Below are 23,895 nucleotides of genomic sequence, written 5' to 3' on the forward strand. Positions count from 1 at the left end.
ACAGCCAGGTTTATTGACGTTCATGAGCGTAACCGCCCCAAACATAAAGTCTTTGCCCTACCATCGCAGCGCCCTGATGACGCTTTTTGCCCCGCTTTCATCGCAGCCTTGGGCGATGCTGCTGCACTCGGGCTTTGCCGACCATTCGCACAACCGCTTCGATATTCTGGTCGCGCAGCCGCGCATTACTCTCACGACTCATGGCGCCACCACGGAAATCATAAGTGACGACGTAACAATACGGTCGCAACAAGATCCGTTTGAGTTGTTGCAACAGCAGATGGTGGCGCAAGGTTGGCAACCGGCCTTTAATCCGGATCTGCCGTTTCAGGGCGGCGCACTGGGGCTGTTCGGCTACGATCTTGGGCGGCGGGTGGAAAGCTTGCCGCAGTTGGCCGAAGCCGACCTCGCCTTGCCGGACATGGCGGTGGGCATTTATGACTGGGCGCTGATCGCCGACCACCGGCTGCAAACGCTGACGCTGCTCAGCTATGGCGACGTGGAACAGCGCTGGCGCTGGCTCAATAGCCAAACCGCGCCTGCGGCACGCCCTTTCACGCTGCTGAGCGACTGGCGCGCCAATATGAGCCGGCAGCAGTACGGCGAGAAGTTCCAACGCATTCAGCACTACCTGCGCAGCGGCGACTGTTACCAAATCAATCTGGCGCAGCGATTCTCCGCAGACTATCAGGGAGATGAATGGCAGGCGTTTTGCCGATTGAGCGCCAGCAACCGCGCGCCGTTCTCCGCGTTCTTGCGTCTGCCGCACAACAGCGTGTTGAGCGTTTCTCCCGAGCGCTTCCTGTGGCTGGAGCAGCAGCGCATCCAAACCCGCCCGATCAAGGGCACGCTGCCGCGGCTGGCGGACGCGGAACAAGACGCCGCACAGGCTCGTCGTTTGGCCGGTTCACCCAAAGACCGCGCTGAAAATCTGATGATTGTCGATCTGCTGCGCAACGATATCGGCCGCGTCGCCCAGCCCGGCAGCGTGCGCGTGCCGGAGCTGTTCGTCGTGGAGCCGTTCCCGGCGGTGCACCACCTGGTGAGCACCATCACCGCAACCCTGCCGGACACCGCCTCGGCGACCGAACTGCTGCGCGCCTGCTTCCCCGGCGGCTCGATCACCGGCGCGCCCAAGGTGCGGGCGATGGAAATCATCGAAGAACTGGAGCCGCAGCGTCGCAACGCCTATTGCGGCAGCATCGGTTACCTGAGCGCCTGCGGCACCATGGACACCAACATCACTATTCGCACGCTCGTCACCGAAAACGGCCGCATCCATTGTTCCGCCGGCGGCGGCATCGTGGCGGACAGCCAGGAACAGGCGGAATATCAGGAGACCTTCGACAAGGTTGGCCGCATTCTGCCGCAGCTCGGGGAGTGCGCCCAGTCGTGATCCCACCAAATGCACCGGCTTCACTGCACGCCTTTATCAGCCGTTTCCAACTGCAGCTGCCGCAGGCGGCGCAGATCTCGCTCAATGTGCGCCCGGCCGCGGTGCTGATCCCGATCGTCTGCCGCGCCGAGCCGACGCTGCTGTTGACCCGCCGCGCCGACTCGCTGCGCAAACATGCCGGCCAGGTGGCCTTCCCCGGCGGTAAAACCGACGCTGAAGACGGGTCAGCGATCGTGACGGCGCTGCGAGAAGCGCAGGAAGAAGTGGCGATACCGCCGCAGGCGGTTACCATACTCGGCCAAATGGCGCCGCTCGACAGCAGCACCGGATTTCAGGTCACGCCTATCGTCGGCCTGGTCTCGCCGGACGTGCAGTTCCGCGCCAACGAAGGCGAAGTGGCTGACGTGTTTGAAATGCCTTTGCGGGAGGCGCTGACCCTGTCGCGTTACTACCCGCTGGACATTCATCGCGCCGGCCATACGCACCGGATTTACCTTTCCTGGTACCACAGCCAGTTTATCTGGGGGCTGACCGCCGCCATCATTCGCCGCCTGGCGCAGCAAGTCAGTATTTAGCCGGCATTGCGTGATCTGACTCGCAATCTGGCACGGTTGCCGGCCTCCGCTGCGGGTAAAGCGATCGAAATCACTTCATTTGATCGCTTTTTCAACTACCGTTCCGGTTGAATGGTTTTAAAAAAACTGTAAACCCTCTCTTAAACCTTACGAAATACCTGTAAAATACCACCGTCCGAGATAAACCACTGTAGAAACAGGGATTAAGCCGGCGGCGTTCAGCAAGGAAAGCTGGCGCGATTACCGTTAATGGAGCTTGGGCGAAAGCGGATGCCCCGCACAAGGGTTCGCCCCGGGTAATCAGTAAAAAAAGCGACACCACGGATTATTTAATTTCATGCGAAAAAGGCAGCCGAACCCGCACGGCCCTTTTACAATATCGCTGTTCCCTGCGCGGTTTTTAACCGCCGCAGCCATAACAATACGTCTCTTTAAGGAGTTTTAGCGTGATTAGCGTTTTCGACATGTTTAAGATCGGCATCGGCCCGTCCAGCTCTCATACGGTTGGACCGATGAAAGCCGGCAAACAGTTTGTCGACGATCTGGTAAATAAAGGCCTGATGCCTTCTATCACGCGTGTTGCCGTAGACGTTTACGGCTCACTCTCATTGACCGGCAAAGGTCACCATACCGATATCGCTATCATTCTCGGCCTGGCCGGCAACATGCCGGACACCGTCGATATCGATAGCATTCCGGGTTTTATTCGCGATGTAGAACAACGTCAACGCCTGATGCTGGCCAACGGCCTGCATGAAGTCGATTTCCCGCGCGACGGCGGCATGGTCTTCCGCAGCGACAACCTGCCGCTGCACGAAAACGGCATGCAGGTCCACGCCTTCGCCGGCGATAAAGAAGTGTACAGCAAGACCTATTACTCTATCGGCGGCGGCTTCATCGTCGATGAAGAGAACTTCGGCAAGGCCGCCGAGCAAGAACTGCAAATGCCTTATCCGTTCAATTCCGCGCGCGAAATGCTCGACCACTGTCGCGAGACCGGGCTGTCGCTGTCCGGCATGGTGATGCAGAACGAACTGGCGCTGCACAGCAAGCAAGAGATCGACACCTACTTCGGTAACGTCTGGCAAACCATGCGCGCCTGCATCGATCGCGGTCTGAACACCGAAGGCGTGCTGCCGGGCCCGCTGCGCGTGCCGCGCCGTGCCTCCGCGCTGCGCCGCATGCTGGTGGCGTCGGACAAGCTGTCCAACGATCCGATGAACGTGATCGACTGGGTCAACATGTTCGCGCTGGCGGTTAACGAAGAAAACGCCGCCGGCGGCCGCGTCGTCACCGCGCCGACCAACGGCGCCTGCGGCATCGTGCCTGCCGTGCTGGCTTACTACGATCACTTCATCGAGTCCGTCAGCCCGGACATCTATATCCGCTACTTTATGGCGGCGGGCGCCATCGGCGCGCTGTACAAGATGAACGCCTCCATTTCCGGCGCCGAAGTCGGCTGTCAGGGTGAAGTCGGCGTTGCCTGCTCCATGGCGGCGGCCGGCCTGGCCGAACTGCTGGGCGGCAGCCCTGAGCAGGTATGCGTGGCAGCGGAAATCGGCATGGAACACAACCTGGGTCTGACCTGCGATCCGGTCGCCGGCCAGGTGCAGGTGCCGTGCATCGAGCGCAACGCCATCGCCTCGGTCAAGGCGATCAATGCCGCCCGCATGGCTCTGCGCCGCACCAGCGAACCGCGCGTTTCGCTGGATAAGGTGATCGAGACCATGTATGAAACCGGCAAAGACATGAACGCCAAGTATCGAGAAACATCACGCGGCGGCCTGGCTATCAAGGTGCAATGCGACTGACCGACAACCCCGCCACCCGGCGGGGTTTTTTATGGGTAATCAATTCATTGAGCGTTTTTGTGACAATGTCACCAGAAAAAATCCTGCATTTTTCTCATCGATCCGGCGGTTAGCCTGCAAATTGACCTTCTGTTTTGCCAAATCGAAATAATTTACTGAGTTACCATCAATCTTGTATAACCTCAGGCTAGAATTAGCCGAGCGCAACTTAAGGATCTATGGCCTGACCGTGACTCGGAGCTGGATTACCGAACAAGGATTTACCGGATGTTGATGACCCACCTCGCCGCGTCCCAATATCGTTACTACCGTTGGCTGCTGGCCGGAGCGGTGGGCGCGGCTATTCTGTTGGTATCGCTGTATACCCGTTACTATCAAGAGGTCAAAAGCATCGAGCAGAGCCAGCAAACGTTGGCCACCCGCACCGTCGGCAAGATTGACCAGCTGCTGTCCCCCGCGCAGCTGCAGGCGGAACGCAGTATGGACATGCTGGAACAACCCTGCGAGAACGTCTCATCGACCCTGCGCTTTCGCGCCGCGCAAAATCAGGCGCTGCGCGCCATGCTGCTGGTAAAAAATGGCGTCATCTACTGCTCCAGCCTGTTTGGCGCCCGTCATTATCAGTTGGCCGCCGTGCTGCCGATTTTCGTCAACAGCAACGTCAAGCTGGCGCTGCGCCCTTCGTTGGCGGTGAGCAAAGGACTGCCCACGTTGGTGATGTGGACACCCTCCCCCGGCGATAGAACCAGCGGCGTGCTGCACGTCTTCAATATCGAGCTGTTATCGAACTTTTTACTCGAACCGCAGGAGCCTTATGTTCAGCGAATGGTGCTGAACGTAGCCGACAGCAGCCTGGAATACGGACGCCGTGAAATCCTGCGCCGCGACACTCTGACCAACGATCTGCGTTACACCGCCGGTTCCGAGCGGTACCCGTTCTCGATTTCGCTGTTCGGCCCGCAGGTCGGCATGCTGGCGTTTTCCGCACTGCCGCGCCATATTCCTCTGGCGCTGTTGATCAGCCTGCTGGCGGCCTACGTGGTCTACCTGCTCACCGCTAACCGTATGAGCCTGTCTTATCACATCGGTCATGCCATTACCCACCGGGAGTTCCGCGTTTACTGCCAACCGATCATTCACAGCGATACCGGCCGCTGCGCCGGCGTCGAGATGCTGCTGCGTTGGAAAAAGAAACGGCAGGGGTGGATCTCGCCCGACGTGTTTATCCCGCTGGCCGAGCAGCATGAGCTGATCATTCCGCTGACCCGCTATCTGATGAACACCGTGACGGAAAATCTGCAGCTGTTCCCGCCGCGGCCGTCGTTCTACATCAGCATCAACGTCGCGGCCGAGCATTTTAAAACGCTCAACATCATCGACGATATCCGCCAGATTTGGCTGCCGGCGCACCCAATGCCGTCACTGATGCTGGAGCTGACCGAGCGCACCGCGCTGTCGGCCATCCAGCATGACCAGATCCGGACGCTGAAAGACATGGGTATCATGCTGGCCATCGACGATTTCGGTACCGGCCACAGTTCGCTGAGCTACCTGAAAAACCTCAGCCCGGACGTGTTGAAGATTGACCGCGGGTTTACCGCGGCCATCGGCACCGACGCGGTAAACGCCACGGTGACCGACACCATCATTACGCTGGCGCAGCGGCTGAAGCTGAAGTTGGTGGCTGAAGGGGTAGAAACGGCGGAACAGGCTGACTACCTGCGCTCACGCGAGGTCAATGCCCTGCAGGGGTATTATTTCGCCAAACCGATGCCGATCCACGTTTTCCCGCTGTGGTTGCAGCAGTACGAATCGCGCGTCAGGCATGCGCAAGAGGATCCGCCGGAGGCCTGAGCCTCCGGCGAACGGGTTACGACTGCGTCGGCTCGTCAAAGACGACGCGGGTGACACGCACCAGTTCGATGCGGTATTCGGAGACGTCGACGATATCGAAACGCAGGTGGTTCAGCTCGATAGTATCCCCCACCACCGGCATCTGGCCGTAGTGGGCCAACAGCAGCCCCGCCAGGGTGGCGTAGTCCGCGGTTGGGCTCACCAGGTCATCGCAGGCCAGCGCCTGTTCCAGCGAGTGCAGGTCGGTCCCGCCCTTCACCAGCCAGCCGTCGCCTTCCGCCACAATGTCCGGGGTTTCATCTTCGTCCGGGAATTCACCGGCAATCGCTTCCAGCACGTCCAGCGGCGTCACCAGCCCTTGCACGACGCCGAACTCGTTGGTGACCACCACCAGACGCCCTTTGGCGCGACGCAGCACCGCCAACAGCTTGATGACGTCCATGGTTTCCGGCACCACGATCGGCGGCGTGCGGGCGGCGAACTCGGCGATATCTTCACCCTGCTCCAGCGCCACCAGCAGATCCTTGGCGCGCACCACGCCAACAATCTCATCCACCGAATCGCGGCACACCGGGAACAGGCTGTGCGGCGTGTCCAGCAGCTGTTCGCGCACCTCTTCGCGGGAGCGCTCGCAATCGACCCAGGAAATCTCGGTGCGCGGCGTCATCACGCTGCGCAATGAGCGCGAGGCCAGCGTCAGCACGCCGCTGATCATATAACGCTCTTCCTCCGCAAAGGTTTCATCCCGCGGCAAGGCGACCGCATCGTCCGTCTGCTGCGCGCGCTGCTGCCCCATCAGGCGCATGATCGCTTCCGCAGTGCGCTCGCGCATCGGGCGACGCGCCTGATGCTTGATGAAGTTGCGACGCGCGATCTGGTTGAACAATTCAATCAGGATCGAGAAGCCGATCGCGGCGTACAGATAACCTTTAGGAATATGCAAGCCGAAGCCTTCGGCGATCAGGCTCAGGCCGATCATCAACAGGAAGCTCAGGCACAGCACCACAATGGTCGGGTGCGCGTTAACGAAGTTAGTCAACGGTTTGGACGCCAACAGCATCACCGCCATCGCGATCACCACCGCCGCCATCATCACCGGCAGATCGTTCACCATGCCCACGGCGGTAATCACCGCATCGAGCGAGAACACCGCGTCGAGGATGACGATCTGCACCACCACCGCCCAGAACTTGGCGTAACCGCGGTTGGCGCCGTCCTGGTGCGTCTGCCCTTCCAGCCGTTCATGCAGCTCCATGGTGGCTTTGAACAACAGGAACACCCCGCCGAACAGCAGGATAAGATCGCGGCCCGAGAAGCTGAAATCGCCGACGCTGAACAGCGGCGTGGTCAGCGTCACCATCCAGGAGATCACCGACAACAGGCCCAAACGCATCAGCAGTGCCAGCGACAGGCCGATGATGCGTGCTTTATCACGCTGCTTCGGCGGCAGCTTGTCGGCCAAAATGGCAATGAACACCAGGTTGTCGATGCCCAGCACGATTTCCAGCACCACCAGCGTAAGCAACCCCGCCCAAATAGAGGGGTCCATTAAAAATTCCATATCAGACTCCAGAGAAAAGTGGGAATGAGCGCAGGAGGCTCAGACGTGACGATGCCGCCGCTGCATGGGCGCAGTCGACAATAGCAAGGTGACGGGATGGGATTACCGGGTGGTGGCCGAGCGGCCGAACAGCATATGTAACGCCAGCAGGTGGCGGGTGAAACCTGGAAAAACAGTAACTTCGGTGACAGTCCATAGGGAGGGCTGAGGCCCTTCACTCCTTAGTGATGAAAGAGGAAATTACTGTATCAGGATTTTTCTGGCGGACAAAGCGGCTTTTTCAACGGCGGTTTAAGGTTGCGCCCTGTCATCTCGCCCACGACCGCTAAGATTTATCCGAGCATTCAATAGCGGAGCAACGTCACAAAAAATATTTTTTCACTCACTAAAATAAATGACGCGTTCGTGAAGTATCGCGCACAGGCATTTGAAACTGCGTGAGAAATGTTAGGCGTGCGTTTCTTTTTTTCTACCATAATGTATCTGAACCGCGGAAGTGACTGCCAAGACGGCACGGAAGAACGATATACACCGTGCCTGGAGTTCAACGAGGAGGTAGCGAGTGGCAATAGCTATTATCATCGGCACACACGGGGCTGCAGCGGAACAACTGCTGAAAACGGCGGAGATGCTATTGGGCGAGCAGGACAACGTCGCCTTTATAGACTTCGTTCCCGGTGAGAATGCCGAAACGTTAATCGTCAAGTACAACGAAAAAATCAGTGGATTGGATACCAGCGGCGGCGTGCTGTTCCTGGTGGATACCTGGGGCGGTAGCCCGTTCAACGCCGCCAGCCGCATTGCGGTCGATAAAGACAACTATGAGGTCGTCACCGGGGTCAACATTCCGATGCTGGTGGAAACCTTCATGGCGCGGGACGATAACCCCGCTTTCGATGAACTGGTGGCGCTGGCATTGGAAACCGGCCGTGAAGGCGTGAAAGCGCTGAAAAAACCGCAGGAAGAACCCGCAAAACCCGCAGCACCCGCCCCGAAAGCCGCTGCTCCTCAGGCGCCGTTGGGGCCGAACGATCACATGAAAATCGGCCTGGCGCGTATCGACGATCGCTTAATCCACGGCCAGGTCGCCACCCGCTGGACCAAAGAGACCAACGTCAGCCGCATCATCGTCGTCAGCGATGAGGTCGCCGCCGACCATGTGCGCAAGACCTTGTTGACCCAGGTTGCCCCGCCGGGCGTCACCGCCCACGTGGTGGACGTGGCGAAGGCCATCCGCGTCTGGAACAACCCGAAATACGCCAACGATCGCGTGATGCTGTTATTCACCAACCCGACCGACGTTTGGCGTCTGGTGGAAGGCGGCGTGGAGATTACATCCGTCAATATCGGCGGCATGGCGTTCCGTCAGGGGAAAACCCAGGTGAACAACGCCGTTTCCGTCGATGAAAAAGATATCGAAGCGTTTAAGAAGCTGAACGACCGCGGTATCGAGCTGGAGGTGCGTAAGGTCTCGTCCGACAGCCGGCTAAAAATGATGGACCTGATTAACAAACTCAATTAGTGGCGCCAGCCGCTGATTATTTTACTCAGAGCTTTTTTGGTCATAGGAGAAGTGCAATGGAGATCACCACTCTTCAGATTGTGCTGATATTTATCGTTGCCTGTATCGCCGGGATGGGTTCCGTCCTCGACGAGTTCCAGTTCCACCGCCCGCTGGTCGCCTGTACCCTGATCGGCTTCATCCTCGGCGACATGAAAACCGGCATCATCATCGGCGGTACGCTGGAAATGATCGCCCTCGGCTGGATGAACATCGGTGCGGCGGTCGCGCCGGATGCCGCCCTGGCGTCCATCATCTCGACCATTCTGGTCATCGCCGGTGGGCAGAGCGTCGGCGCCGGTATCGCGCTGGCCATTCCGCTGGCGGCGGCCGGCCAGGTGCTGACCATCATCGTGCGTACCCTCACCGTGGCCTTCCAGCACGCGGCGGACAGCGCGGCGGAGCGCGGCAGCCTGCGCGCCATCACCTGGATCCATATCGGCGCCCTGCTGCTGCAGGCGATGCGTATCGCCATCCCTGCGGTCATCGTCGCCATTTCGGTCGGCACCGCCGGGGTACACGCCCTGCTCAACTCGATCCCGGAAGTGGTCACCAGCGGCCTGAACATCGCCGGCGGCATGATCGTCGTGGTCGGTTACGCAATGGTGATTAACATGATGCGCGCCGGCTACCTGATGCCGTTCTTCTATCTCGGTTTCGTTACCGCCGCCTTCACCAACTTCAACCTGGTGGCGCTCGGCGTCATCGGCGTGGTGATGGCCGTGCTGTATATCCAGCTCAGCCCGAAATACAACAAATCTCAGGTTGTCCAGGCCGGCCCGGCTAACGCGAACGATCTCGATAACGAACTCGACTAGGAATAGGTGAGAGAAATGGTTGATACAACTGCTCAAAAGAAACTCACGCCGGCCGACATTCGCGGCGTATTCCTGCGCTCTAACCTGTTCCAGGGGTCATGGAACTTCGAACGCATGCAGGCGCTGGGTTTTTGCTTCTCGATGGTGCCGGTGATCCGTCGCCTGTATCCGGAAAACAATGACGATCGCAAACAGGCGATCAAACGCCACCTCGAGTTCTTCAACACGCACCCTTACGTGGCGGCGCCGGTGCTCGGCGTGACCATGGCGATGGAAGAGCAACGCGCCAACGGCGCGCCGATCGACGACGGCGCGATCAACGGCATCAAGGTCGGTTTGATGGGGCCGTTGGCAGGCGTCGGTGACCCGATCTTCTGGGGCACCGTGCGGCCGGTGTTCGCCGCGCTCGGCGCCGGCATCGCCATGAGCGGCAGCCTGCTCGGACCGATCCTGTTCTTCGTGCTGTTCAACCTGGTGCGCCTGCTGACCCGCTACTACGGCGTGGCCTACGGTTACCGTAAAGGGGTGGATATCGTCAACGACATGGGCGGCGGTTTCCTGCAAAAACTGACGGAAGGAGCGTCCATTCTCGGCCTGTTTGTGATGGGGGCGCTGGTCAACAAGTGGACGCACGTGAATATCCCGCTGGTGGTGTCCAAGATAACCGACCAGACCGGGCATACCAACGTCACCACGGTGCAGACTATCCTCGACCAGCTGATGCCGGGCCTGGTGCCGTTGCTGCTGACCTTCGCCTGCATGTGGCTGCTGCGCAAGAAAGTCAACGCGCTGTGGATCATCATCGGCTTCTTCGTCATCGGTATCTTTGGCTATTGGATTGGCCTGCTGGGCCTGTAATCGTTCGAAACGGCCGGGGGGCAACCCCCGGCTTTTTTATGTGTGGAGCAAGAGATGTCACTGACCGACGCCGTACTGATGCTGTTCATCGCCCTGCTGTTGCTGTATTCGCTGTACGACGAATTCGGCATGGATCTGCTGAAAGGCAAAACGCGGCTCAAAGTGCCGCTCAAACGCCGCAACCGGCTCGACAGCCTGATTTTCGTCGGCCTGATCGCCATTCTGATTTACCGCAACGTCACCACCAACGGCGCGGCATTAACCACTTACCTGCTTATTTCTTTGGCGCTGCTCGCCATCTATATCGCTTATATTCGCTCGCCCAAGATGGTGTTTAAAGCGCACGGTTTTTTCTTCGCCAATGTGTTTGTCGAATATAACCGCATTAAAGCCATGAATTTATCGGAGGATGGCATTCTGGCCATCGACCTGGAACAGCGCCGGCTGTTGGTTCAGGTAACTCACCTGGACGACCTGGAGAAGATTTATCACTTTTTCGTTGATAATCAATAAATAAAAATAAATCCATTCCGTTATCGCCCAAACCCCGCGCTGCTTGTGGACAATTAATCGGCAGCGCCATTTCTTTTCTGACTATTATTTCCGCAACATTGTTACCCCCGGCTACATTATATTCCCCCATGAACTCAGATTAATGAAAACGAGTCTCAATTAATAGCCAATATTGCCAAAGAATAAGGTTGTCGATGGCTGAAATAATATGGTATGGTTGCGCCGTCATTGGGGAGTAGCCGGTTTCTGGAGAATAAAAACCAGAAACGCCCGTATCAACATACTCGTTTCGCCGTATGAAACGTGGTGCGGGCAGCCAGGTAAGGTTGGCGAGACCATAGACACGTAACTCCGTCGTTTGGTTGGGGGTGGGTTACGTGTATATGGAGCCACCCGGCCGAGGCTATTTCACATGAACCTTTCAGCAACGCTTATTCTCGCTTTCGGCATGTCCATGGATGCTTTCGCCGCTTCAATTGGCAAAGGCGCCAGCCTGCATCAACCCCGTTTTCGCGAAGCGATCCGCACCGGCCTGATCTTCGGCGTAGTGGAAGCGATCACCCCGCTCATCGGTTGGGCCATCGGCCTGTTCGCCAGCCAATACATCATGGAATGGGACCACTGGGTCGCCTTCTCGCTGCTGTTCATTCTCGGCATGCGCATGATCGTCGAAGGGGTGCGCAACAGGCCCGACGAAGAAGAGAAGGTCAAACGCCATGGTTTCTGGTTATTGGTCGCCACCGCCATCGCCACCAGCCTCGACGCCATGGCGATCGGCGTCGGCCTGGCCTTCCTGCAGGTGAATATCGTGCACACCGCGATGGCCATCGGCTGCGCCACCATGATCATGGCGACGCTGGGCATGATGATCGGCCGCTTTATCGGCCCGCTGCTCGGCAAACGCGCCGAGATCCTCGGCGGCGTGGTGCTGATAGGTATCGGCGTCAACATCCTGCTGGAACACCTCGGCTACCTGGCCTGAGGCGACCGAACTGCAAAAAAAACCTGCCGCGGCAGGTTTTTTTGTTTCTGGACGCGCGCCTTTTAAGCGCGACGTCGGTACAGCGCCAGGACGAAATCCGTCTCGCACACAAACTCCCCGCCCTCGGCCAACCGCTGTTGCACCTCCGGCGTGGCGCGCCAGGCGAACGGCGTCATCTGCAGCAGGTTGGCGGCCTGCGCGCCCGGCAAGGTCATCGTATAGGCCAGCGCCTCTTTGCGCTCGCAGTCGAACCCATCGAACTGTTCGTCCTGTTCGGCATGCAGCTGCACCTGCTGGTACACCCGCTCTTTCAGCTGGTACAGATGACGCGGGCCCGGCGAAACCGTCACTACCACGCCGCCCGGCTTCACCACCCGCGCCAGCTCCTGCGCCTTGCAAGGGGCGTAGATGCGCAAGACCGCATCCAGCGCCCCGTCGGCGAACGGCAAACGGTGGCTGGAGGCGACGCAGAACGAGACCGCCGGATAACGTTTGGCGGCATAGCGGATCGCCACCTTCGCGACGTCCAGCCCGTAGACCGCCATATTGCGCCCCTGGGCCATCCGTGAGGCCACGGCGGCGGTGTAATACCCTTCCCCACAGCCTATGTCCAATAACGCGCCAGCATCGGCCGCCAGCGCCACATCCAGCCACTCGGCCACCTGCGCTTGCAGCGGCTGATAATACCCACCGTCGAGAAACGCGCGCCGCGCCTGCATCATTTCCGCGCTGTCTCCCGGCTGTTTCGATCGCTTGTGCTGTACCGGCAGCAGATTGACGTAGCCCTCTTTGGCCTGATCGAACTGATGATTGCTGTCGCAACGCCATTGTTGAGACGAAAAATGCAGCGGCTGATGACACAGGGGACATTGATAAGACATGAATGGGCTTCCAGAGAGACAGGGCGCGGCTAGTCTAAAGAAGGCGCCGGTTTGATGCAAGGCGCATCCCCGCTCGCTTTCATCGCCAACAACACCTGGCCAAGCGGGGAAAAAGCTGGCTACACTGAGAGTCTGTTTTCTCACGCAGGTGAAAATAATTTATGAGCGATCGTTCCGCGCTGCTCGATGCGGTGCCCCACATTCAGCACGGCTTCGGCAGCAAACTCGCGCTGCTGCCGGGGCATCTGCTGCCCTACAGCGCCACATTGCCGGAAAAGAAGCAGGTGCATGGCACCCGCATCGTCGATGTGCTGCAACCGGCGCAGACGTGCGGTGAGGCCGATGGCTTCTACACGCGCCAGCCCGGCATTCTGCTCAGCGTGCTGACGGCGGATTGCCTGCCGGTGCTGTTCAGCCGTCGTGACGGCGGCGCCATCGCGGCGGTGCACGCCGGCTGGCGCGGGTTGCTGGACGGTATTCTGGAACAGATGGCGGCCCGCATTCGCCAGGACGGCGACACCGCCGATTGGGTGGCCTCCATCGGTCCCGCCGCCGGCCCGTGCTGTTACGAAGTTGACGAAGCGCTGGTGGAAAACTTTAAACAGCGTCTGCCGCTGCCCGCTACGCTGATCAGCCCGCACTATCGGCATCTGGATCTGGCCGCGATCGCCGAATACAAGCTGACGGCACTCGGCTTCGCCGCCGTTGACCGCTCAGGCAGTTGCACTATCTGCACGCCGGACGTCGATCCGCAGCGGCCGCAGCGCTTCAAATACACCAGCTATCGCCGCAACAGCCATCGGCGCGCGCAGGATCCGACGCATCCGGGCATTAAAGGCCGCAACCAGTACGCCGGCATCGTCATCGTCGCCGAATGACGGAAACGAAAAAGCCCGCGCGAAGGCGGGCTTTTTGTACAGCTGACGCTGATTAGATAGCAGTAACGTTTACTGCAGATGGGCCTTTCTGGCCATCTTGGATTTCGAACTCAACGTTCTGGCCTTCAGCCAGGGTTTTGAAGCCGTTACCCTGGATTGCAGAGAAGTGTACGAACACGTCTTTGCTGCCGTCAGCCGGGGTGATGAAACCGAAACCTTTAGACTCGTTGAACCACTTAACTTGACCTTTGATCTTTGCCATCTTGAGTATTTCCTTTGGATTGTTTAAACCGCCCGTAGGCGTTACATAGACAAACTAGAGTCGTTACTGCTTGAGGCACTAAGATAAGGATCGGCAGAGAAGCGGTATTCAACGCTAACGTCTTTACTCAGAACTTCTTTACTGAAAATGCCACACATATACAGAACTGTACCTCGTTTTACCCAGATGCGTTATCACATACTCTGTATGCGATGGCAAGCCATTTTTAATCACTGAACGACATGTCGCACATATTTGAAACGGTCGAGAGCCACATTTGCTTAAATAGGCCAAAAGATGTTGAAGCATCGGCTATTTTCTGCTTGCCAAAATCACTGCGCCAGACCCCGCATTCTGCTGGCGTTTTAACAAAACTTTCATCGTATTGACGCCTATCTGTCTCATCATTTCCGCTTTTTTGCCGCTTATAGCGTTAAAAAATTTGAATCTTTATGGAATTTGATATGCAACATTTGAATATCGATGAACGGGGGCCAATTTATTCATCGCTCCTCCGACCATTTACCGCCGGAAAGCCCATTCATCATCGGCTTTCAGCCCTGCCGCCAAACGGCGCGGGCGAGCACGGCGCACGGGCCAGCGGTGACGCATCCGCCCTGCACAACGGATGCATAAACATGCAAAGCGCCGACACCTCTCCCGCTTGCCGGTGGGTTCATCATAAATAATCCGAATATCATTAACCTCAATAGCCGGAATAGTCTTATCAATAACGAAAGTTCAACGTTGAATTAAATCCTGAAAACAAGGGGGTTATTTGAATCACCACCCGCGCTTATCAATTCGGCTAATTACAGCCGCGCTTTCAAACCGTTGGTTTTATTCATCCCGCAGCGCCGCCGGGTGATGAGGTAACGCAGACGGTGAGTCCTGCAACGCGATGCGCTCACCAATCTTCAGCGGATGGAATTGATGCTGCTCCAGCCCCGCTTCACTCAACGCCAGGTTCAACTGCTGCGGCGGCTCGTCCAGCGATTCATCCGCCAATTCGAACACCCCCCAATGAATGGGAATGGCGCGCGGCTGATTCAGTTGACGGTACAGCGTCACCGACTGCTGCGGATCCATATGCTGCTCCTGCATAAACCAGCGCGGCGCATAGGCGCCGATGGGCAGCGCCGCCACGTCGAACGGCCCCAGCCGTTGACCGATCTCCGCCAGCCGTTCCGAATAGCCGCTGTCGCCGGAAAAATAAAACCGCAGCGCCGGATGGTGGATCACCCAGCCGCACCACAGCGAGCGATTGCGATCCCACAGCGTGCGCATGCTCCAGTGCCGCGCCGGCGTGGCGTAGACCGTCAGCTCGCCCAACGGCAGACTCTGCCACCAGTCCAGCTCATGCACCTTCAGCCGATAACGGCGGAACCAGCGCTTCAAGCCGAGCGGCACGATGAACTCGGCCTGAGGGAAACGCCGCGCCAATTGCCGCACCGTGCGCCTGTCAAGGTGGTCATAATGGTTATGGGAGATCAGCACCGCATCCACCGCCGGCAGTTGCTCCACCGTCAGCGGCGGCGGCGTTCTGCGCTTCGGGCCGTAAAAGCTCAGCGGCGATGCGCGTTCGGACAACACCGGATCGATCAGGATATAGCGCCCGCTCAACCGCAGCAGCATCGAGGCATGCCCCAACCACCAGACGCTGTCGCCACTGCCGCTGAGATCGGCCGGCTGCCACCAGCGTTCGGTAAATTGCGCGTAGCCCTGCTGCGGCGGCTTGGGCAACCCCTGGCGCTTGCGCTCATCTTGCCAACGTTGAAGATCCCCCTCCTGACGCCGCGAAGGTTCCGGGTTGCGAAATCCCTCCGGCGTGTGATGCGCCTTGGCCGCGTCGTAATAACGGTTGATTCTTTTCATCCAGCGTCTTCTCCCGACCCTCAGCGCCCTGCACGGGCATGACTTTCAGTGTAACAAACCCGATGAAGCTCGCACTTCGTCAGCCGTGCGCTGCATTGAGGGAGCTTTTGCCGTATGCTGTTGTCTCACTTCGGTGAGACAGCCAGGGCCGCCAAGAGCCCGTTAAGACTCTCTTAAGAACTTTGTGATTGACTTGTAGGGCATACAGAAAAGGAGAAGTTATGAGTCGTTCGACATCCCGCAAATCAGGCGCAGGCCTGGGGCGCCGTATTCGCAGCGCGCTGCTGGCGCAGAAGCAATACTGGAAAATGTATTTCGCCATGAAGCTGCGCCGCGTGCGCGTGCCTGCACCGCTGGTGCTGCTTGGCGGTTCGCTGCTCGGGTTCTTCATGCTGACCCTGCTGATGCTCAGCGTGGTGACCATCGACGTCATCAGCACCCTGCTGCTGCTGTGCCGGAAACTGCTGGGACGGGGTGACGGAGAGGGGCGCGCCTTTATGCCGCGCAGCTGACGAGAAGAGCGCGGAGGCGCAATACGCCTCCGCGCGCAGATTAACGCTTGGCGCCTTTGCGGCGCGTCAGCATGAACCCGCCCCACAGCACTGCAACCCACACCGGCATCAACAGCACCGAAATGCGGATCCCTTCGCTGAAATACATAATCACTAAAATCAGGCCGAGGAACGCCAGGCACAGATAGTTGCCGAACGGATACCACAGCGCCTTAAAGCTCGGAATGACGCCCTGACGGTTCTTCGCCGCACGGAATTTCAGGTGCGCCAGGCAGATCATCACCCAGTTGATCACCAGGGTGGACACCACCAGCGCCATCAGCAGCTCAAACGCCTTGCCGGGCATCAGATAGTTGATCAGCACGCCGATCGAGGTAATCAGCGCCGACAGCGCGATGGACAGCACCGGCACGCCGCGCTTGTTGACGCGCGTCAGCGCTTTCGGCGCATTGCCCTGGCTGGCCAGCCCGAACAACATGCGGCTGTTGGCGTAAACGCCGCTGTTGTAGACCGACAATGCGGCGGTCAGCACCACCACGTTGAGCACCGTCGCCACCAGATTGCTGTTCAGCGCATGGAAGATCAGCACGAACGGGCTGCCGCCCTCCACCACTTGCCCCCACGGATAAAGCGAGAGCAGTACGGTCAGCGAACCGATATAGAAAATCAGAATGCGGTACACCACCTGATTGGTCGCTTTAGGAATGCTGCGACGCGGATCGGCGGCTTCCGCCGCGGTGATGCCCACCATCTCCAGCCCGCCGAACGAGAACATGATCACCGCCATCGCCATCACCAGCCCCGAGAAGCCGTGCGGCATAAAGCCACCCTGCTGCCACAGGTTGGTGATGCTGGCCTGTGGCCCGCCGTTGCCGCTGGCCAACAGCCAGGCGCCAAACACGATCATGCCGACAATCGCCACCACCTTGATGATGGCGAACCAAAACTCGGTTTCGCCGTACAGGCGCACGTTCACCAGGTTGATCAGATTGATCAACACAAAGAACAGCGCGGCGGACGCCCAGGTGGGGATCTCTGGCCACCAGTACTGAATGTAGATGCCGACGGCGGTCAATTCCGCCATGCCGACCAGAATGAACATCGCCCAGTAGTTCCAGCCGGAAAGGAAACCGGCGAAATCACCCCAATATTTATAGGCAAAGTGACTGAAAGATCCGGCGACCGGCTCCTCCACCACCATTTCGCCCAGCTGGCGCATGATCAAAAACGCGATAAAACCGCCGATGGCGTAGCCCAACAGCACGGCGGGGCCGGCCATTTTAATGGTTTGCGCAATGCCGAGAAATAAACCGGTGCCGATGGCGCCCCCGAGGGCAATAAGCTGTATGTGTCTGTTTTTTAATCCGCGTTTTAGCGGGGTATCCTGATGCTGACCGCCCATCTTATCCTCATATGGCGTACCTCCTTGCCGTTATCGGCCAAGATTTCACCAATCAATAAATGTATCTGCGGGCGGCTTTTTAACACTTAACCCCGTGAGCATCAAGGAGTAGCGCCCCGAGACGGCAGACCGGAGCGCGATTTTTTAACCGAGGGAGAGCGGGTAACGGCGGCGTCAGCCAGGCATACCGCACAGTTTGGTCAGGTTGCGCGCGCCGATCATCAGCGTGGCGACATAAGATTGGCGACGCGTAACCACTTCCACCGCCACGCGATCGTTTTGATATTTTATCAGATAGGTCGAGGGCCAGCCCTGACGGCGCTGGCCGAAGCTTTCGGCATGACGATCGATCGCCGCATGGGCAATCACCAGATGAGACAAGTTTTTATCACCTTTGATAATGCGCTTCATAAACAGCCTCCGCCAACGACAGCTCTGTTATTAGAAAAAGGAGAAACTCTTACCAATCACCGGTATTTTTGCGAATCAGTTAGCCTGTCGGCTCATCAGAAAACAGATCATCGCCGCGCGCAGCGGGCTGGCGCTGTCGGCCTGCCATTCACCGCCCTGGGTGCTCATGCGCGCCTGCCACTGTGGGCTGTCGCTGTGGTTGTCGGGGTTCAGACTGATTTTGTTGGCGCAAATGATCGGCCAGGCGTCGGAGGGATTCTTGCAGTAATCTTTACCTTTCACGCCGCCGTAGGGATACCACTTGTCCGGGTTCTCCCCGGTCAGCAGCGCAATGCTGCGGTTCACTTCGGCATCGCTTTCTTCGTACCATTTAATCATCGGCTTTATCCATCTTTTGTAAGGTTCGCGCTACATTACGATGTCTGTAAGACAGTTTTATGACAGCGTCGCCGGTTTTCACATTATCTGCACTAATGTTTCGCCCCCTTTAACTTTTCTCCCCTTCTGCGTACACTTTTCGTCTGTTTAGCGCCCAGGAAACGCACGCATGTTGACCGGCCTCAACCACCTGACGCTCGCCGTCAGCGATCTCGATCGCAGCTTCGATTTTTACCGTCATCTGTTGGGGTTTACCCCTCACGCCCGCTGGCAAGGCGGCGCCTATCTGTCGTTGGGGGCGTTGTGGCTGTGCCTGTCATTGGATGAGGCCCGCACGCAACCACGGGCGCGTGATTACACCCATTACGCCTTCAGCGTCGCGCCGGAACACATTGAACGGGTCAGCGAGCGGCTGCGCCAGAGCGGCGCAGAAGAGTGGAAAAGCAATCGCAGCGAGGGCGAGTCGCTCTATTTTCTCGATCCTGATGGGCATCAGTTGGAGATCCATGCCGGCGATCTGGCCAGCCGCCTGGCGGCATGCCGGGAAAAACCGTATCAGGGCATGGTATTTTACTGAAGCGCCCCGGCGGCGCAGCGCCGGCCGGAGCAGGGTGTTCAACGTTCGGGGATAAAACCTTTAAAATCCAGCGCGGGGCTGAGATCGTCGTCATCAGCATCGCCGCCGTCGGCGCGAGCGCTGTGCGCCAAACGCTTCAACAGCGCCGTTTGTTGACGTTGCTGCTCGGCAATTTCCTGCAGCAGGCGAATCTGCTCGTTGGCGCGCACGCTGGCGCGGTTCACCAGGAACCAAACCCAGAGCCCCACCAGCAACGCCACGGCGGCGAGAGCCAACGACAACAGGCCGTTCTGGCCAAAACCTAAATCGTACATGGACAACCCTATCTACTGCGAAATTCAGGCCGCCATCTTAACACTCGCGGCGGCCGGGCGAACATCCCTGCCAAAAATTGCTTACCAGGGTACGAAGCGCGTCACCGAACAGATGCCCAGCGCAAAATTTCCACCATCGTCGCAATAACTGTCCAGCGCCAACAGGTAGAAAAACAGGCAGGCAGCGACGGCCGTCATTATCACGAGGATTTTTTTTCGCAACAAATTTAGCAGCCTCATTGTTATCAGGATGGTCTATCGCGCATGTTATCACAGCAAAGTTAAACGAAGTTTAACTTGTCGTTTAGATTTCTGGCTATCGTCCGGTTTTCAGACTGTTACCCTTGCCCTCGCGCTGGCGCCGTGGCTAGATGAACCCTCAGGGATAACGAGGAAACGCAATGAGCAGACTGATTAAGTGGGTACTGGTATTGGCGGTCATTTACGGCGGCTTTTTGATCTCGGGCTACGGCGTGCTGATCGGCAGCAACAAGAACGTCGGCGGATTGGGATTGCAGTGCAAATACCTGACGGCGCGCAACGTGGCGATCGCCCAGTACGTCAATGGCGACAACGGTTTCATCGGCGTGACCGACTGCCCGCTGTTCAAGAAAATCGAAACGGTGGTGGATTAACCGCCACCGCCCGACGCCGTCGCTCCGCGGCGGCTCCGCCTCAATCGCGGGTAAACTTCAACTCGATCAGCGCAATCGCCTTGTCAATCGCTCTGCGGGTCACCGGATCGGCGCCAGCGGGATGCGTGGAGAAATCGATGCTTTTGAGCTGGCCCGCCATCTTGTCGCGCACTTCGGTCGGCGCAATCACGTCGATAACGTCCAGAATCTGTTTAATGACCAGTTGGCAAGCGACCAGATCGGAAGCCAATTCCTGCTCGTTGCTCAGCATGTCAGACATAATAACTTTCCCTCTTGATTCAAACGCCGCACAGAATAGCATGCCGCCTGCGCCATTGCCCGCCCTCCCCGCCTTTTTCCCCATTCTGCGCACCGCCGGGCAAAAGCCCGCGGCAGATTAGCCTATACTTGCAGCATGACGGTGATAAAAACATCCGTAACCTAAGCCACAACCAACAGGAGATAGTTATGGCGAATCACAATGTGAAATCCTGGGCAACAGTGCGTGAAACTTCGGTGGAAATTGCCGAAGCTATTTTTGAACTGGCAGGGAACGATGAAGTGTTGGCGCAGAAGATCTGGGAAGAAGGCAGCGATGAAGCGCTGGAAAAGGCTTTTGCCAAAACCACCGCAGACCAGCTTTATTGGGGAGAGGAAACCGTCGAGCGTAAAAACGTTTAAGCCGCCAGGCAACAAAAAGCCCGGGTTTCTGGCCCAGGCTTTCCCGATTAGCGCTCACCCCGCTCAGCGGCGTGCATCTCTGCTTGCTCTCACGGTTCTTCACCTCCCACACCTTCCGCATTTTTCATGCTCATCACCGGCGTCGCCATAAAAGCGCCGACGCCCACGATTACAACCAGAGTAATAATCACTGTCATTAACATGCGATCACCCCATCAACGTTGAGTTGTTACGGCTGACTCTGTTTTGGCGGTTCTTGCTGCGGTCTGCTCCGCGTCACCCACCGCGGCGGCGACAGTCTCAGATTAGCCGTTTTTCCTTTCGGCTGACAAGCGGCGGTTCAACGGTTTTTCCGAATCATGCCCCGTCATCGGCGGCGTTTTTTGTCCGCGGCGGCAAGTTGTGTATACTTCACCGCTATGTAGATCTCACACTGACGCACTGATGATACAAGAACACCATCTCTCATTGGTCTGCGCCCTCAGCAAATGGGTCGAAACTCACCTCGGACGAGTGATCCATCTCGAAGAGCTGGCCGAGTACTCCGGCTACTCGCTGTGGCACATGCAGAAGCTGTTCAAAGAAGCGACAGGGATTTCGCTGGGCAAATACATTCGTGAACGCCGTCTGGCCGGCGCGGTCTATCAACTGCGCAGCAGTGAAGCGTCGATTTTCGATATCGCCCTGGACTTTGGCTTCGGCTCACAGTCCCACTTCACCTACATGTTCAGAAAGCGTTTTAATATCACGCCTTACGATTTCCGCCAGGATCTGAGCGTCGATCTGCATATCGATCCGCCGCTGCACGTCATTCATCAAAAATCCGCCTGATTTTCGCCCGCCGCCAACCGGCGGGTTAACGCGCGCCCCAGACCGCCAGCAGCGCGATCGCGGCCGGCAACGCCTGCACCCACAGGATCTTGCGGCTGGCGGTCAGCCCGCCGAACACGCCGGCCGCCAGCACGCAGCCGAGAAAGAACAGCTGCAGCGCCACATCTTCACGCCAATAGCCCCATACCAGGCCCAGCGCCAGAAAACCGTTGTACAGTCCCTGGTTGGCGGCCAAGACCCGCGTGGCTGCGGCGAACTCCGCCGTCGTCCCGAATGCTCGCCTGCCGATCGGCGCGCGCCACAGGAACATTTCCAATACCAGGATATAAAGGTGGAGCGCCGCGATAAGCAGCAGAACAATGTCGGCAATGAGCTTCATGATTATCCAAATAGCGAAATGGGGATGCCGTCAAGTATAAGTGATGGGTGAATATCGCTCACCATCCAAGATAAAAAAACCCGCCGAAGCGGGTTTATGCAGGAGTCATTTTTTGAGGTTAGTGTAATACGGCAACCAACAATGCCGCGACAGAGACCCAAAACAGCGCCGTGGCAACCACGACATGGGACAGTCTTGCACGATAAAGAACTTGGCTCATAATGACCTCACTGACATCAGACTAACGGGAGACAACCTGACTTCCTGAGGATTATCCTAATCTTCTTCCGTTTATCATTATATGCGTCAGATCACTATTTCGTTGAGAAACTTTATATTGTCGTGAAGCTGGAGCCGCGATCACATTTATTGCGCGTTATTAGAGCGAAATAAGTCGAATAATCTCGGCGATTATATCCTAACGCTATCAAACTTCGCTCCACGGCAGGCGTGGCGCGACCATGCGCTCACCGGAATAACCGCTGACCGCCGGAAAACGATCCGTTTCCTGCTCCCAATCGCGCTGAGCCTGAATAATTTCCGCTTTAGTATGGCCAACGAAGTTCCACCAGATAAGGATCTCTTCATTTAACGGCGCTCCACCGATTAATAATCCCCGGCTGCCCTTCTCTGCATTTAACTCAATAGAGTTATTACCCATGCCTAAATAGGCGAATGCGTCAGGTGAAAATGTTTCACCATTAAGTTCAAATGCACCAATAAGGGGCAAAAAGCCGATTTCATAATCATCGCGCAGCGGCAATTGCGCTGTCGCCGCCTCTTGCCATTCCATATCAATGGCGATTAATGGCGAAAGAGTAAACACCGGTGAACGATAAGCGCCAAATTCCCCGACCAGCAAACGGTGATTCACGCCGTTATTCCGCCACTGCGGCAAATCGGGATAATGATCGAATCGCGGCGCCATGTCGGCATATTCGGCCGGCAACGCAATCCACAATTGTGCGGCGTGCAGTCGTCGGTCCTCGCCCACCGACTGTTCCGTATGCGCGATGCCGTGCCCTGCGGTCATCAGATTGACCTGCCCCGGACGGATCAACTGTTCGCTGCCGAGGCTATCGCGGTGCAGCACCTCACCCTCGATCATCCAGGTAAAGGTTTGCAGACCGGTGTGCGGATGCGGCCCTACGTCCATGCCGGGCGCGGTGCCGTTGAATACCGTCGGGCCGGCGTGATCGAGAAAACACCAGGCGCCGACGGTGCGCCGCTCCCGGGTTGGCAACGCGCGGTTGATAGGAATGCCGCCCACTTCGGCATTGCGCACGGCAATGCGCTGGATCTGACGCGCGCCGTCAACGACAGGGCACTCGCGTGAGGGTGAAAAGCGCGCAGGACGGGACTGACTCATCGCAAAGACCTCCTGAATGGCGCCGATTCGCCAAGGATAATCGCCCCAGCTTAGCACAGGACAACGACCCCTGGAGAGCGACGACGCTCAGCCGCGCTCACGCGGATTAAGGTGTTTTGATGTAGCAGCTTTTAATATCGATATCGTCGTGGGCATGCCTGAGATCGGAGAAATAAGTCACTCCGAAGAGAATCGACACGACCAGCAGTACAGAAACCAACAGGCCGATAATCGCCAACAGTTTGGTTTCATCGTGGAGATTGGGCTCCATTTTCTCTCCCCTAGTTAATGACGTCAGGTCAGCCACAGCGTAACCGCCAACGTAAAAATGATCAGTGAGCAGGACGCAATCGCCAAAACGACGATCGCAAATTGCGCATCACCCAAGGTTTCTCTGTAGTTTTTATCCGTCAAGGCGTTACGCTGCTGTTTCACTAAATCGGCTTTCACTCGTTCAACTGCTGCATTGCTGTTTGATGGGGCAAGACACCCCCTCAGAATGGGGGAGCGAAATCCCCCTTCGGCTGCTCAGTCCGCAACCGGGCCATGACGCTACCAACTTTCCCCCCCAGGGTCAACAC

At 57.7% G+C, this 23,895-nt stretch carries 30 protein-coding genes and 1 riboswitch; of the genes, 15 read left to right on the forward strand and 15 right to left on the reverse strand.

Translation table 11 applies throughout. The features are described from left to right. The first annotated feature begins 22 nt into the window (after positions 1 to 22). The 4 genes from pabB (at position 23) to ACSBQS_RS10180 (ending at position 5,636) form a co-directional block, all read left to right on the forward strand. The gene (pabB, locus tag ACSBQS_RS10165; protein ID WP_149542801.1) at positions 23 to 1,396 is read left to right on the forward strand and encodes an aminodeoxychorismate synthase component 1; all 1,374 of its coding nucleotides are present in this window, start codon (positions 23 to 25) and stop codon (positions 1,394 to 1,396) included. Further along, positions 1,393 to 1,971: a CoA pyrophosphatase gene (locus ACSBQS_RS10170; protein ID WP_187048126.1), complete on the forward strand. Its 579-nt coding sequence runs from the start codon at positions 1,393 to 1,395 to the stop codon at positions 1,969 to 1,971. Before pabB ends, ACSBQS_RS10170 begins: the two co-directional genes overlap by 4 nt. 446 nt (positions 1,972 to 2,417) lie before the next feature. After that, positions 2,418 to 3,782, forward strand: coding sequence for an L-serine ammonia-lyase (sdaA, locus tag ACSBQS_RS10175; protein WP_025159820.1), 1,365 nt, complete (start codon positions 2,418 to 2,420; stop codon positions 3,780 to 3,782). Positions 3,783 to 4,049: 267 nt separating this feature from the next. Then, positions 4,050 to 5,636, forward strand: a complete 1,587-nt coding sequence (locus ACSBQS_RS10180; RefSeq protein WP_033643382.1) for an EAL domain-containing protein — start codon at positions 4,050 to 4,052, stop codon at positions 5,634 to 5,636. Positions 5,637 to 5,652: 16 nt separating this feature from the next. On the opposite strand, the gene ACSBQS_RS10185 is transcribed toward ACSBQS_RS10180, so the two are convergent. Next, positions 5,653 to 7,197, reverse strand: coding sequence for a TerC family protein (locus ACSBQS_RS10185; RefSeq protein ID WP_033643383.1), 1,545 nt, complete (start codon positions 7,195 to 7,197; stop codon positions 5,653 to 5,655). Between the two features lie 562 nt (positions 7,198 to 7,759). On the opposite strand from ACSBQS_RS10185, the gene manX reads away from it, so the two are divergent. The 5 genes from manX to mntP all read left to right on the forward strand — a co-directional run bounded on the left by manX (position 7,760) and on the right by mntP (position 11,929). Next, positions 7,760 to 8,719: a PTS mannose transporter subunit IIAB gene (gene manX / locus ACSBQS_RS10190; RefSeq protein ID WP_042784756.1), complete on the forward strand. Its 960-nt coding sequence runs from the start codon at positions 7,760 to 7,762 to the stop codon at positions 8,717 to 8,719. Positions 8,720 to 8,775: 56 nt separating this feature from the next. Then, positions 8,776 to 9,576, forward strand: a complete 801-nt coding sequence (locus tag ACSBQS_RS10195) for a PTS mannose/fructose/sorbose transporter subunit IIC (protein ID WP_033634888.1) — start codon at positions 8,776 to 8,778, stop codon at positions 9,574 to 9,576. A 15-nt stretch (positions 9,577 to 9,591) separates the two neighbouring features. Beyond that, positions 9,592 to 10,434 (forward strand): PTS mannose transporter subunit IID, encoded by an 843-nt coding sequence (locus tag ACSBQS_RS10200; RefSeq protein ID WP_033634889.1) that lies wholly within the window; start codon positions 9,592 to 9,594, stop codon positions 10,432 to 10,434. 54 nt (positions 10,435 to 10,488) lie between these two features. Beyond that, positions 10,489 to 10,947 (forward strand): DUF986 family protein, encoded by a 459-nt coding sequence (locus ACSBQS_RS10205; RefSeq protein ID WP_033643385.1) that lies wholly within the window; start codon positions 10,489 to 10,491, stop codon positions 10,945 to 10,947. Between the two features lie 218 nt (positions 10,948 to 11,165). Then, positions 11,166 to 11,348: riboswitch (yybP-ykoY riboswitch) on the forward strand. Between the two features lie 11 nt (positions 11,349 to 11,359). Next, positions 11,360 to 11,929, forward strand: coding sequence for a manganese efflux pump MntP (gene mntP, locus ACSBQS_RS10210; RefSeq protein ID WP_025159822.1), 570 nt, complete (start codon positions 11,360 to 11,362; stop codon positions 11,927 to 11,929). A gap of 62 nt (positions 11,930 to 11,991) precedes the next feature. Here mntP and rlmA read toward each other — a convergent pair whose 3' ends face one another. After that, a complete protein-coding gene (rlmA, locus tag ACSBQS_RS10215) occupies positions 11,992 to 12,810 on the reverse strand; it encodes a 23S rRNA (guanine(745)-N(1))-methyltransferase (protein WP_197666119.1) in 819 nt (272 codons plus the stop codon). Between the two features lie 161 nt (positions 12,811 to 12,971). On the opposite strand from rlmA, the gene pgeF reads away from it, so the two are divergent. Continuing rightward, positions 12,972 to 13,688: a peptidoglycan editing factor PgeF gene (pgeF, locus tag ACSBQS_RS10220; RefSeq protein ID WP_033643387.1), complete on the forward strand. Its 717-nt coding sequence runs from the start codon at positions 12,972 to 12,974 to the stop codon at positions 13,686 to 13,688. 52 nt (positions 13,689 to 13,740) lie between these two features. Here pgeF and cspE read toward each other — a convergent pair whose 3' ends face one another. From cspE to ACSBQS_RS10235, 3 genes are all read right to left on the reverse strand, one after another. Continuing rightward, the gene (cspE, locus tag ACSBQS_RS10225) at positions 13,741 to 13,950 is read right to left on the reverse strand and encodes a transcription antiterminator/RNA stability regulator CspE (protein WP_002221949.1); all 210 of its coding nucleotides are present in this window, start codon (positions 13,948 to 13,950) and stop codon (positions 13,741 to 13,743) included. 41 nt (positions 13,951 to 13,991) lie between these two features. Beyond that, positions 13,992 to 14,108, reverse strand: a complete 117-nt coding sequence (locus tag ACSBQS_RS10230) for a DUF2627 domain-containing protein (RefSeq protein WP_002211058.1) — start codon at positions 14,106 to 14,108, stop codon at positions 13,992 to 13,994. A 682-nt stretch (positions 14,109 to 14,790) separates the two neighbouring features. Then, complete coding sequence (locus ACSBQS_RS10235) at positions 14,791 to 15,825, reverse strand: MBL fold metallo-hydrolase (RefSeq protein WP_033650928.1); 1,035 nt, start codon at positions 15,823 to 15,825, stop codon at positions 14,791 to 14,793. Positions 15,826 to 16,046: 221 nt separating this feature from the next. Here ACSBQS_RS10235 and ACSBQS_RS10240 point away from each other — a divergent pair, with 221 nt between their 5' ends. Beyond that, positions 16,047 to 16,337, forward strand: coding sequence for a hypothetical protein (locus tag ACSBQS_RS10240; protein WP_033643389.1), 291 nt, complete (start codon positions 16,047 to 16,049; stop codon positions 16,335 to 16,337). Positions 16,338 to 16,377: 40 nt separating this feature from the next. Here the strand turns inward: ACSBQS_RS10240 and ACSBQS_RS10245 are convergent, their stop codons facing one another. The 3 genes from ACSBQS_RS10245 to ACSBQS_RS10255 all read right to left on the reverse strand — a co-directional run bounded on the left by ACSBQS_RS10245 (position 16,378) and on the right by ACSBQS_RS10255 (position 18,528). Continuing rightward, positions 16,378 to 17,739 carry an amino acid permease gene (locus ACSBQS_RS10245; protein WP_033643390.1) on the reverse strand — a complete coding sequence of 454 codons (1,362 nt, stop codon included), beginning with the start codon at positions 17,737 to 17,739 and terminating at the stop codon, positions 16,378 to 16,380. A 174-nt stretch (positions 17,740 to 17,913) separates the two neighbouring features. Then, complete coding sequence (locus tag ACSBQS_RS10250) at positions 17,914 to 18,150, reverse strand: DUF4060 family protein (RefSeq protein ID WP_025303167.1); 237 nt, start codon at positions 18,148 to 18,150, stop codon at positions 17,914 to 17,916. 75 nt (positions 18,151 to 18,225) lie between these two features. Beyond that, positions 18,226 to 18,528: a phage protein NinX family protein gene (locus ACSBQS_RS10255; protein ID WP_033643391.1), complete on the reverse strand. Its 303-nt coding sequence runs from the start codon at positions 18,526 to 18,528 to the stop codon at positions 18,226 to 18,228. A 169-nt stretch (positions 18,529 to 18,697) separates the two neighbouring features. Between ACSBQS_RS10255 and fos the strand changes: the two genes are divergently transcribed. Beyond that, complete coding sequence (gene fos, locus ACSBQS_RS10260) at positions 18,698 to 19,105, forward strand: fosfomycin resistance glutathione transferase (RefSeq protein ID WP_033643393.1); 408 nt, start codon at positions 18,698 to 18,700, stop codon at positions 19,103 to 19,105. A gap of 38 nt (positions 19,106 to 19,143) precedes the next feature. Here fos and ACSBQS_RS10265 read toward each other — a convergent pair whose 3' ends face one another. Continuing rightward, positions 19,144 to 19,419 (reverse strand): YebO family protein, encoded by a 276-nt coding sequence (locus ACSBQS_RS10265; RefSeq protein ID WP_033643394.1) that lies wholly within the window; start codon positions 19,417 to 19,419, stop codon positions 19,144 to 19,146. Positions 19,420 to 19,500: 81 nt separating this feature from the next. Further along, complete coding sequence (locus ACSBQS_RS10270) at positions 19,501 to 19,659, reverse strand: PhoP/PhoQ regulator MgrB (protein WP_004927688.1); 159 nt, start codon at positions 19,657 to 19,659, stop codon at positions 19,501 to 19,503. 161 nt (positions 19,660 to 19,820) lie between these two features. Between ACSBQS_RS10270 and ACSBQS_RS10275 the strand changes: the two genes are divergently transcribed. After that, the gene (locus ACSBQS_RS10275; RefSeq protein WP_033643398.1) at positions 19,821 to 20,054 is read left to right on the forward strand and encodes a YobH family protein; all 234 of its coding nucleotides are present in this window, start codon (positions 19,821 to 19,823) and stop codon (positions 20,052 to 20,054) included. A gap of 40 nt (positions 20,055 to 20,094) precedes the next feature. Here the strand turns inward: ACSBQS_RS10275 and ACSBQS_RS10280 are convergent, their stop codons facing one another. Further along, positions 20,095 to 20,334, reverse strand: coding sequence for a DUF2766 family protein (locus tag ACSBQS_RS10280; protein ID WP_033643399.1), 240 nt, complete (start codon positions 20,332 to 20,334; stop codon positions 20,095 to 20,097). Positions 20,335 to 20,522: 188 nt separating this feature from the next. On the opposite strand from ACSBQS_RS10280, the gene ACSBQS_RS10285 reads away from it, so the two are divergent. Both ACSBQS_RS10285 and ACSBQS_RS10290 read left to right on the forward strand, forming a co-directional pair. Continuing rightward, a complete protein-coding gene (locus ACSBQS_RS10285) occupies positions 20,523 to 20,735 on the forward strand; it encodes a YccJ family protein (RefSeq protein ID WP_004927694.1) in 213 nt (70 codons plus the stop codon). A 444-nt stretch (positions 20,736 to 21,179) separates the two neighbouring features. Then, a complete protein-coding gene (locus ACSBQS_RS10290) occupies positions 21,180 to 21,566 on the forward strand; it encodes a helix-turn-helix domain-containing protein (protein WP_004927697.1) in 387 nt (128 codons plus the stop codon). A gap of 25 nt (positions 21,567 to 21,591) precedes the next feature. On the opposite strand, the gene ACSBQS_RS10295 is transcribed toward ACSBQS_RS10290, so the two are convergent. The 4 genes from ACSBQS_RS10295 to ACSBQS_RS10310 all read right to left on the reverse strand — a co-directional run bounded on the left by ACSBQS_RS10295 (position 21,592) and on the right by ACSBQS_RS10310 (position 23,764). Next, positions 21,592 to 21,945, reverse strand: a complete 354-nt coding sequence (locus ACSBQS_RS10295) for a DUF1304 domain-containing protein (RefSeq protein ID WP_046687262.1) — start codon at positions 21,943 to 21,945, stop codon at positions 21,592 to 21,594. A gap of 427 nt (positions 21,946 to 22,372) precedes the next feature. After that, on the reverse strand, positions 22,373 to 23,314 hold the full coding sequence (locus ACSBQS_RS10300; RefSeq protein WP_122003909.1) for a pirin family protein: 942 nt from the start codon (positions 23,312 to 23,314) through the stop codon (positions 22,373 to 22,375). 106 nt (positions 23,315 to 23,420) lie between these two features. Continuing rightward, complete coding sequence (locus ACSBQS_RS10305; protein WP_162837199.1) at positions 23,421 to 23,585, reverse strand: hypothetical protein; 165 nt, start codon at positions 23,583 to 23,585, stop codon at positions 23,421 to 23,423. A gap of 23 nt (positions 23,586 to 23,608) precedes the next feature. Continuing rightward, a complete protein-coding gene (locus ACSBQS_RS10310) occupies positions 23,609 to 23,764 on the reverse strand; it encodes a hypothetical protein (protein ID WP_162882310.1) in 156 nt (51 codons plus the stop codon). Positions 23,765 to 23,895 lie beyond the last annotated feature (131 nt).

This window comes from Serratia sp. H402Y (genome assembly GCF_051172415.1).
Taxonomy (GTDB): domain Bacteria; phylum Pseudomonadota; class Gammaproteobacteria; order Enterobacterales; family Enterobacteriaceae; genus Serratia; species Serratia ureilytica.

Coding starts and splice junctions, on each gene's coding strand:
- pabB (WP_149542801.1), top strand. CDS start 23: ATGAGCGTAACCGCCCCAAACATAAAGTCTTTGCCCTACCATCGCAGC.
- ACSBQS_RS10180 (WP_033643382.1), top strand. CDS start 4,050: ATGTTGATGACCCACCTCGCCGCGTCCCAATATCGTTACTACCGTTGG.
- ACSBQS_RS10185 (WP_033643383.1), bottom strand. CDS start 7,197: ATGGAATTTTTAATGGACCCCTCTATTTGGGCGGGGTTGCTTACGCTG.
- ACSBQS_RS10195 (WP_033634888.1), top strand. CDS start 8,776: ATGGAGATCACCACTCTTCAGATTGTGCTGATATTTATCGTTGCCTGT.
- ACSBQS_RS10200 (WP_033634889.1), top strand. CDS start 9,592: ATGGTTGATACAACTGCTCAAAAGAAACTCACGCCGGCCGACATTCGC.
- ACSBQS_RS10205 (WP_033643385.1), top strand. CDS start 10,489: ATGTCACTGACCGACGCCGTACTGATGCTGTTCATCGCCCTGCTGTTG.
- mntP (WP_025159822.1), top strand. CDS start 11,360: ATGAACCTTTCAGCAACGCTTATTCTCGCTTTCGGCATGTCCATGGAT.
- rlmA (WP_197666119.1), bottom strand. CDS start 12,810: ATGTCTTATCAATGTCCCCTGTGTCATCAGCCGCTGCATTTTTCGTCT.
- pgeF (WP_033643387.1), top strand. CDS start 12,972: ATGAGCGATCGTTCCGCGCTGCTCGATGCGGTGCCCCACATTCAGCAC.
- cspE (WP_002221949.1), bottom strand. CDS start 13,950: ATGGCAAAGATCAAAGGTCAAGTTAAGTGGTTCAACGAGTCTAAAGGT.
- ACSBQS_RS10230 (WP_002211058.1), bottom strand. CDS start 14,108: ATGTGTGGCATTTTCAGTAAAGAAGTTCTGAGTAAAGACGTTAGCGTT.
- ACSBQS_RS10235 (WP_033650928.1), bottom strand. CDS start 15,825: ATGAAAAGAATCAACCGTTATTACGACGCGGCCAAGGCGCATCACACG.
- ACSBQS_RS10240 (WP_033643389.1), top strand. CDS start 16,047: ATGAGTCGTTCGACATCCCGCAAATCAGGCGCAGGCCTGGGGCGCCGT.
- ACSBQS_RS10245 (WP_033643390.1), bottom strand. CDS start 17,739: ATGGGCGGTCAGCATCAGGATACCCCGCTAAAACGCGGATTAAAAAAC.
- ACSBQS_RS10250 (WP_025303167.1), bottom strand. CDS start 18,150: ATGAAGCGCATTATCAAAGGTGATAAAAACTTGTCTCATCTGGTGATT.
- ACSBQS_RS10255 (WP_033643391.1), bottom strand. CDS start 18,528: ATGATTAAATGGTACGAAGAAAGCGATGCCGAAGTGAACCGCAGCATT.
- fos (WP_033643393.1), top strand. CDS start 18,698: ATGTTGACCGGCCTCAACCACCTGACGCTCGCCGTCAGCGATCTCGAT.
- ACSBQS_RS10265 (WP_033643394.1), bottom strand. CDS start 19,419: ATGTACGATTTAGGTTTTGGCCAGAACGGCCTGTTGTCGTTGGCTCTC.
- ACSBQS_RS10270 (WP_004927688.1), bottom strand. CDS start 19,659: ATGAGGCTGCTAAATTTGTTGCGAAAAAAAATCCTCGTGATAATGACG.
- ACSBQS_RS10275 (WP_033643398.1), top strand. CDS start 19,821: ATGAGCAGACTGATTAAGTGGGTACTGGTATTGGCGGTCATTTACGGC.
- ACSBQS_RS10280 (WP_033643399.1), bottom strand. CDS start 20,334: ATGTCTGACATGCTGAGCAACGAGCAGGAATTGGCTTCCGATCTGGTC.
- ACSBQS_RS10285 (WP_004927694.1), top strand. CDS start 20,523: ATGGCGAATCACAATGTGAAATCCTGGGCAACAGTGCGTGAAACTTCG.
- ACSBQS_RS10290 (WP_004927697.1), top strand. CDS start 21,180: ATGATACAAGAACACCATCTCTCATTGGTCTGCGCCCTCAGCAAATGG.
- ACSBQS_RS10295 (WP_046687262.1), bottom strand. CDS start 21,945: ATGAAGCTCATTGCCGACATTGTTCTGCTGCTTATCGCGGCGCTCCAC.
- ACSBQS_RS10300 (WP_122003909.1), bottom strand. CDS start 23,314: ATGAGTCAGTCCCGTCCTGCGCGCTTTTCACCCTCACGCGAGTGCCCT.
- ACSBQS_RS10305 (WP_162837199.1), bottom strand. CDS start 23,585: ATGGAGCCCAATCTCCACGATGAAACCAAACTGTTGGCGATTATCGGC.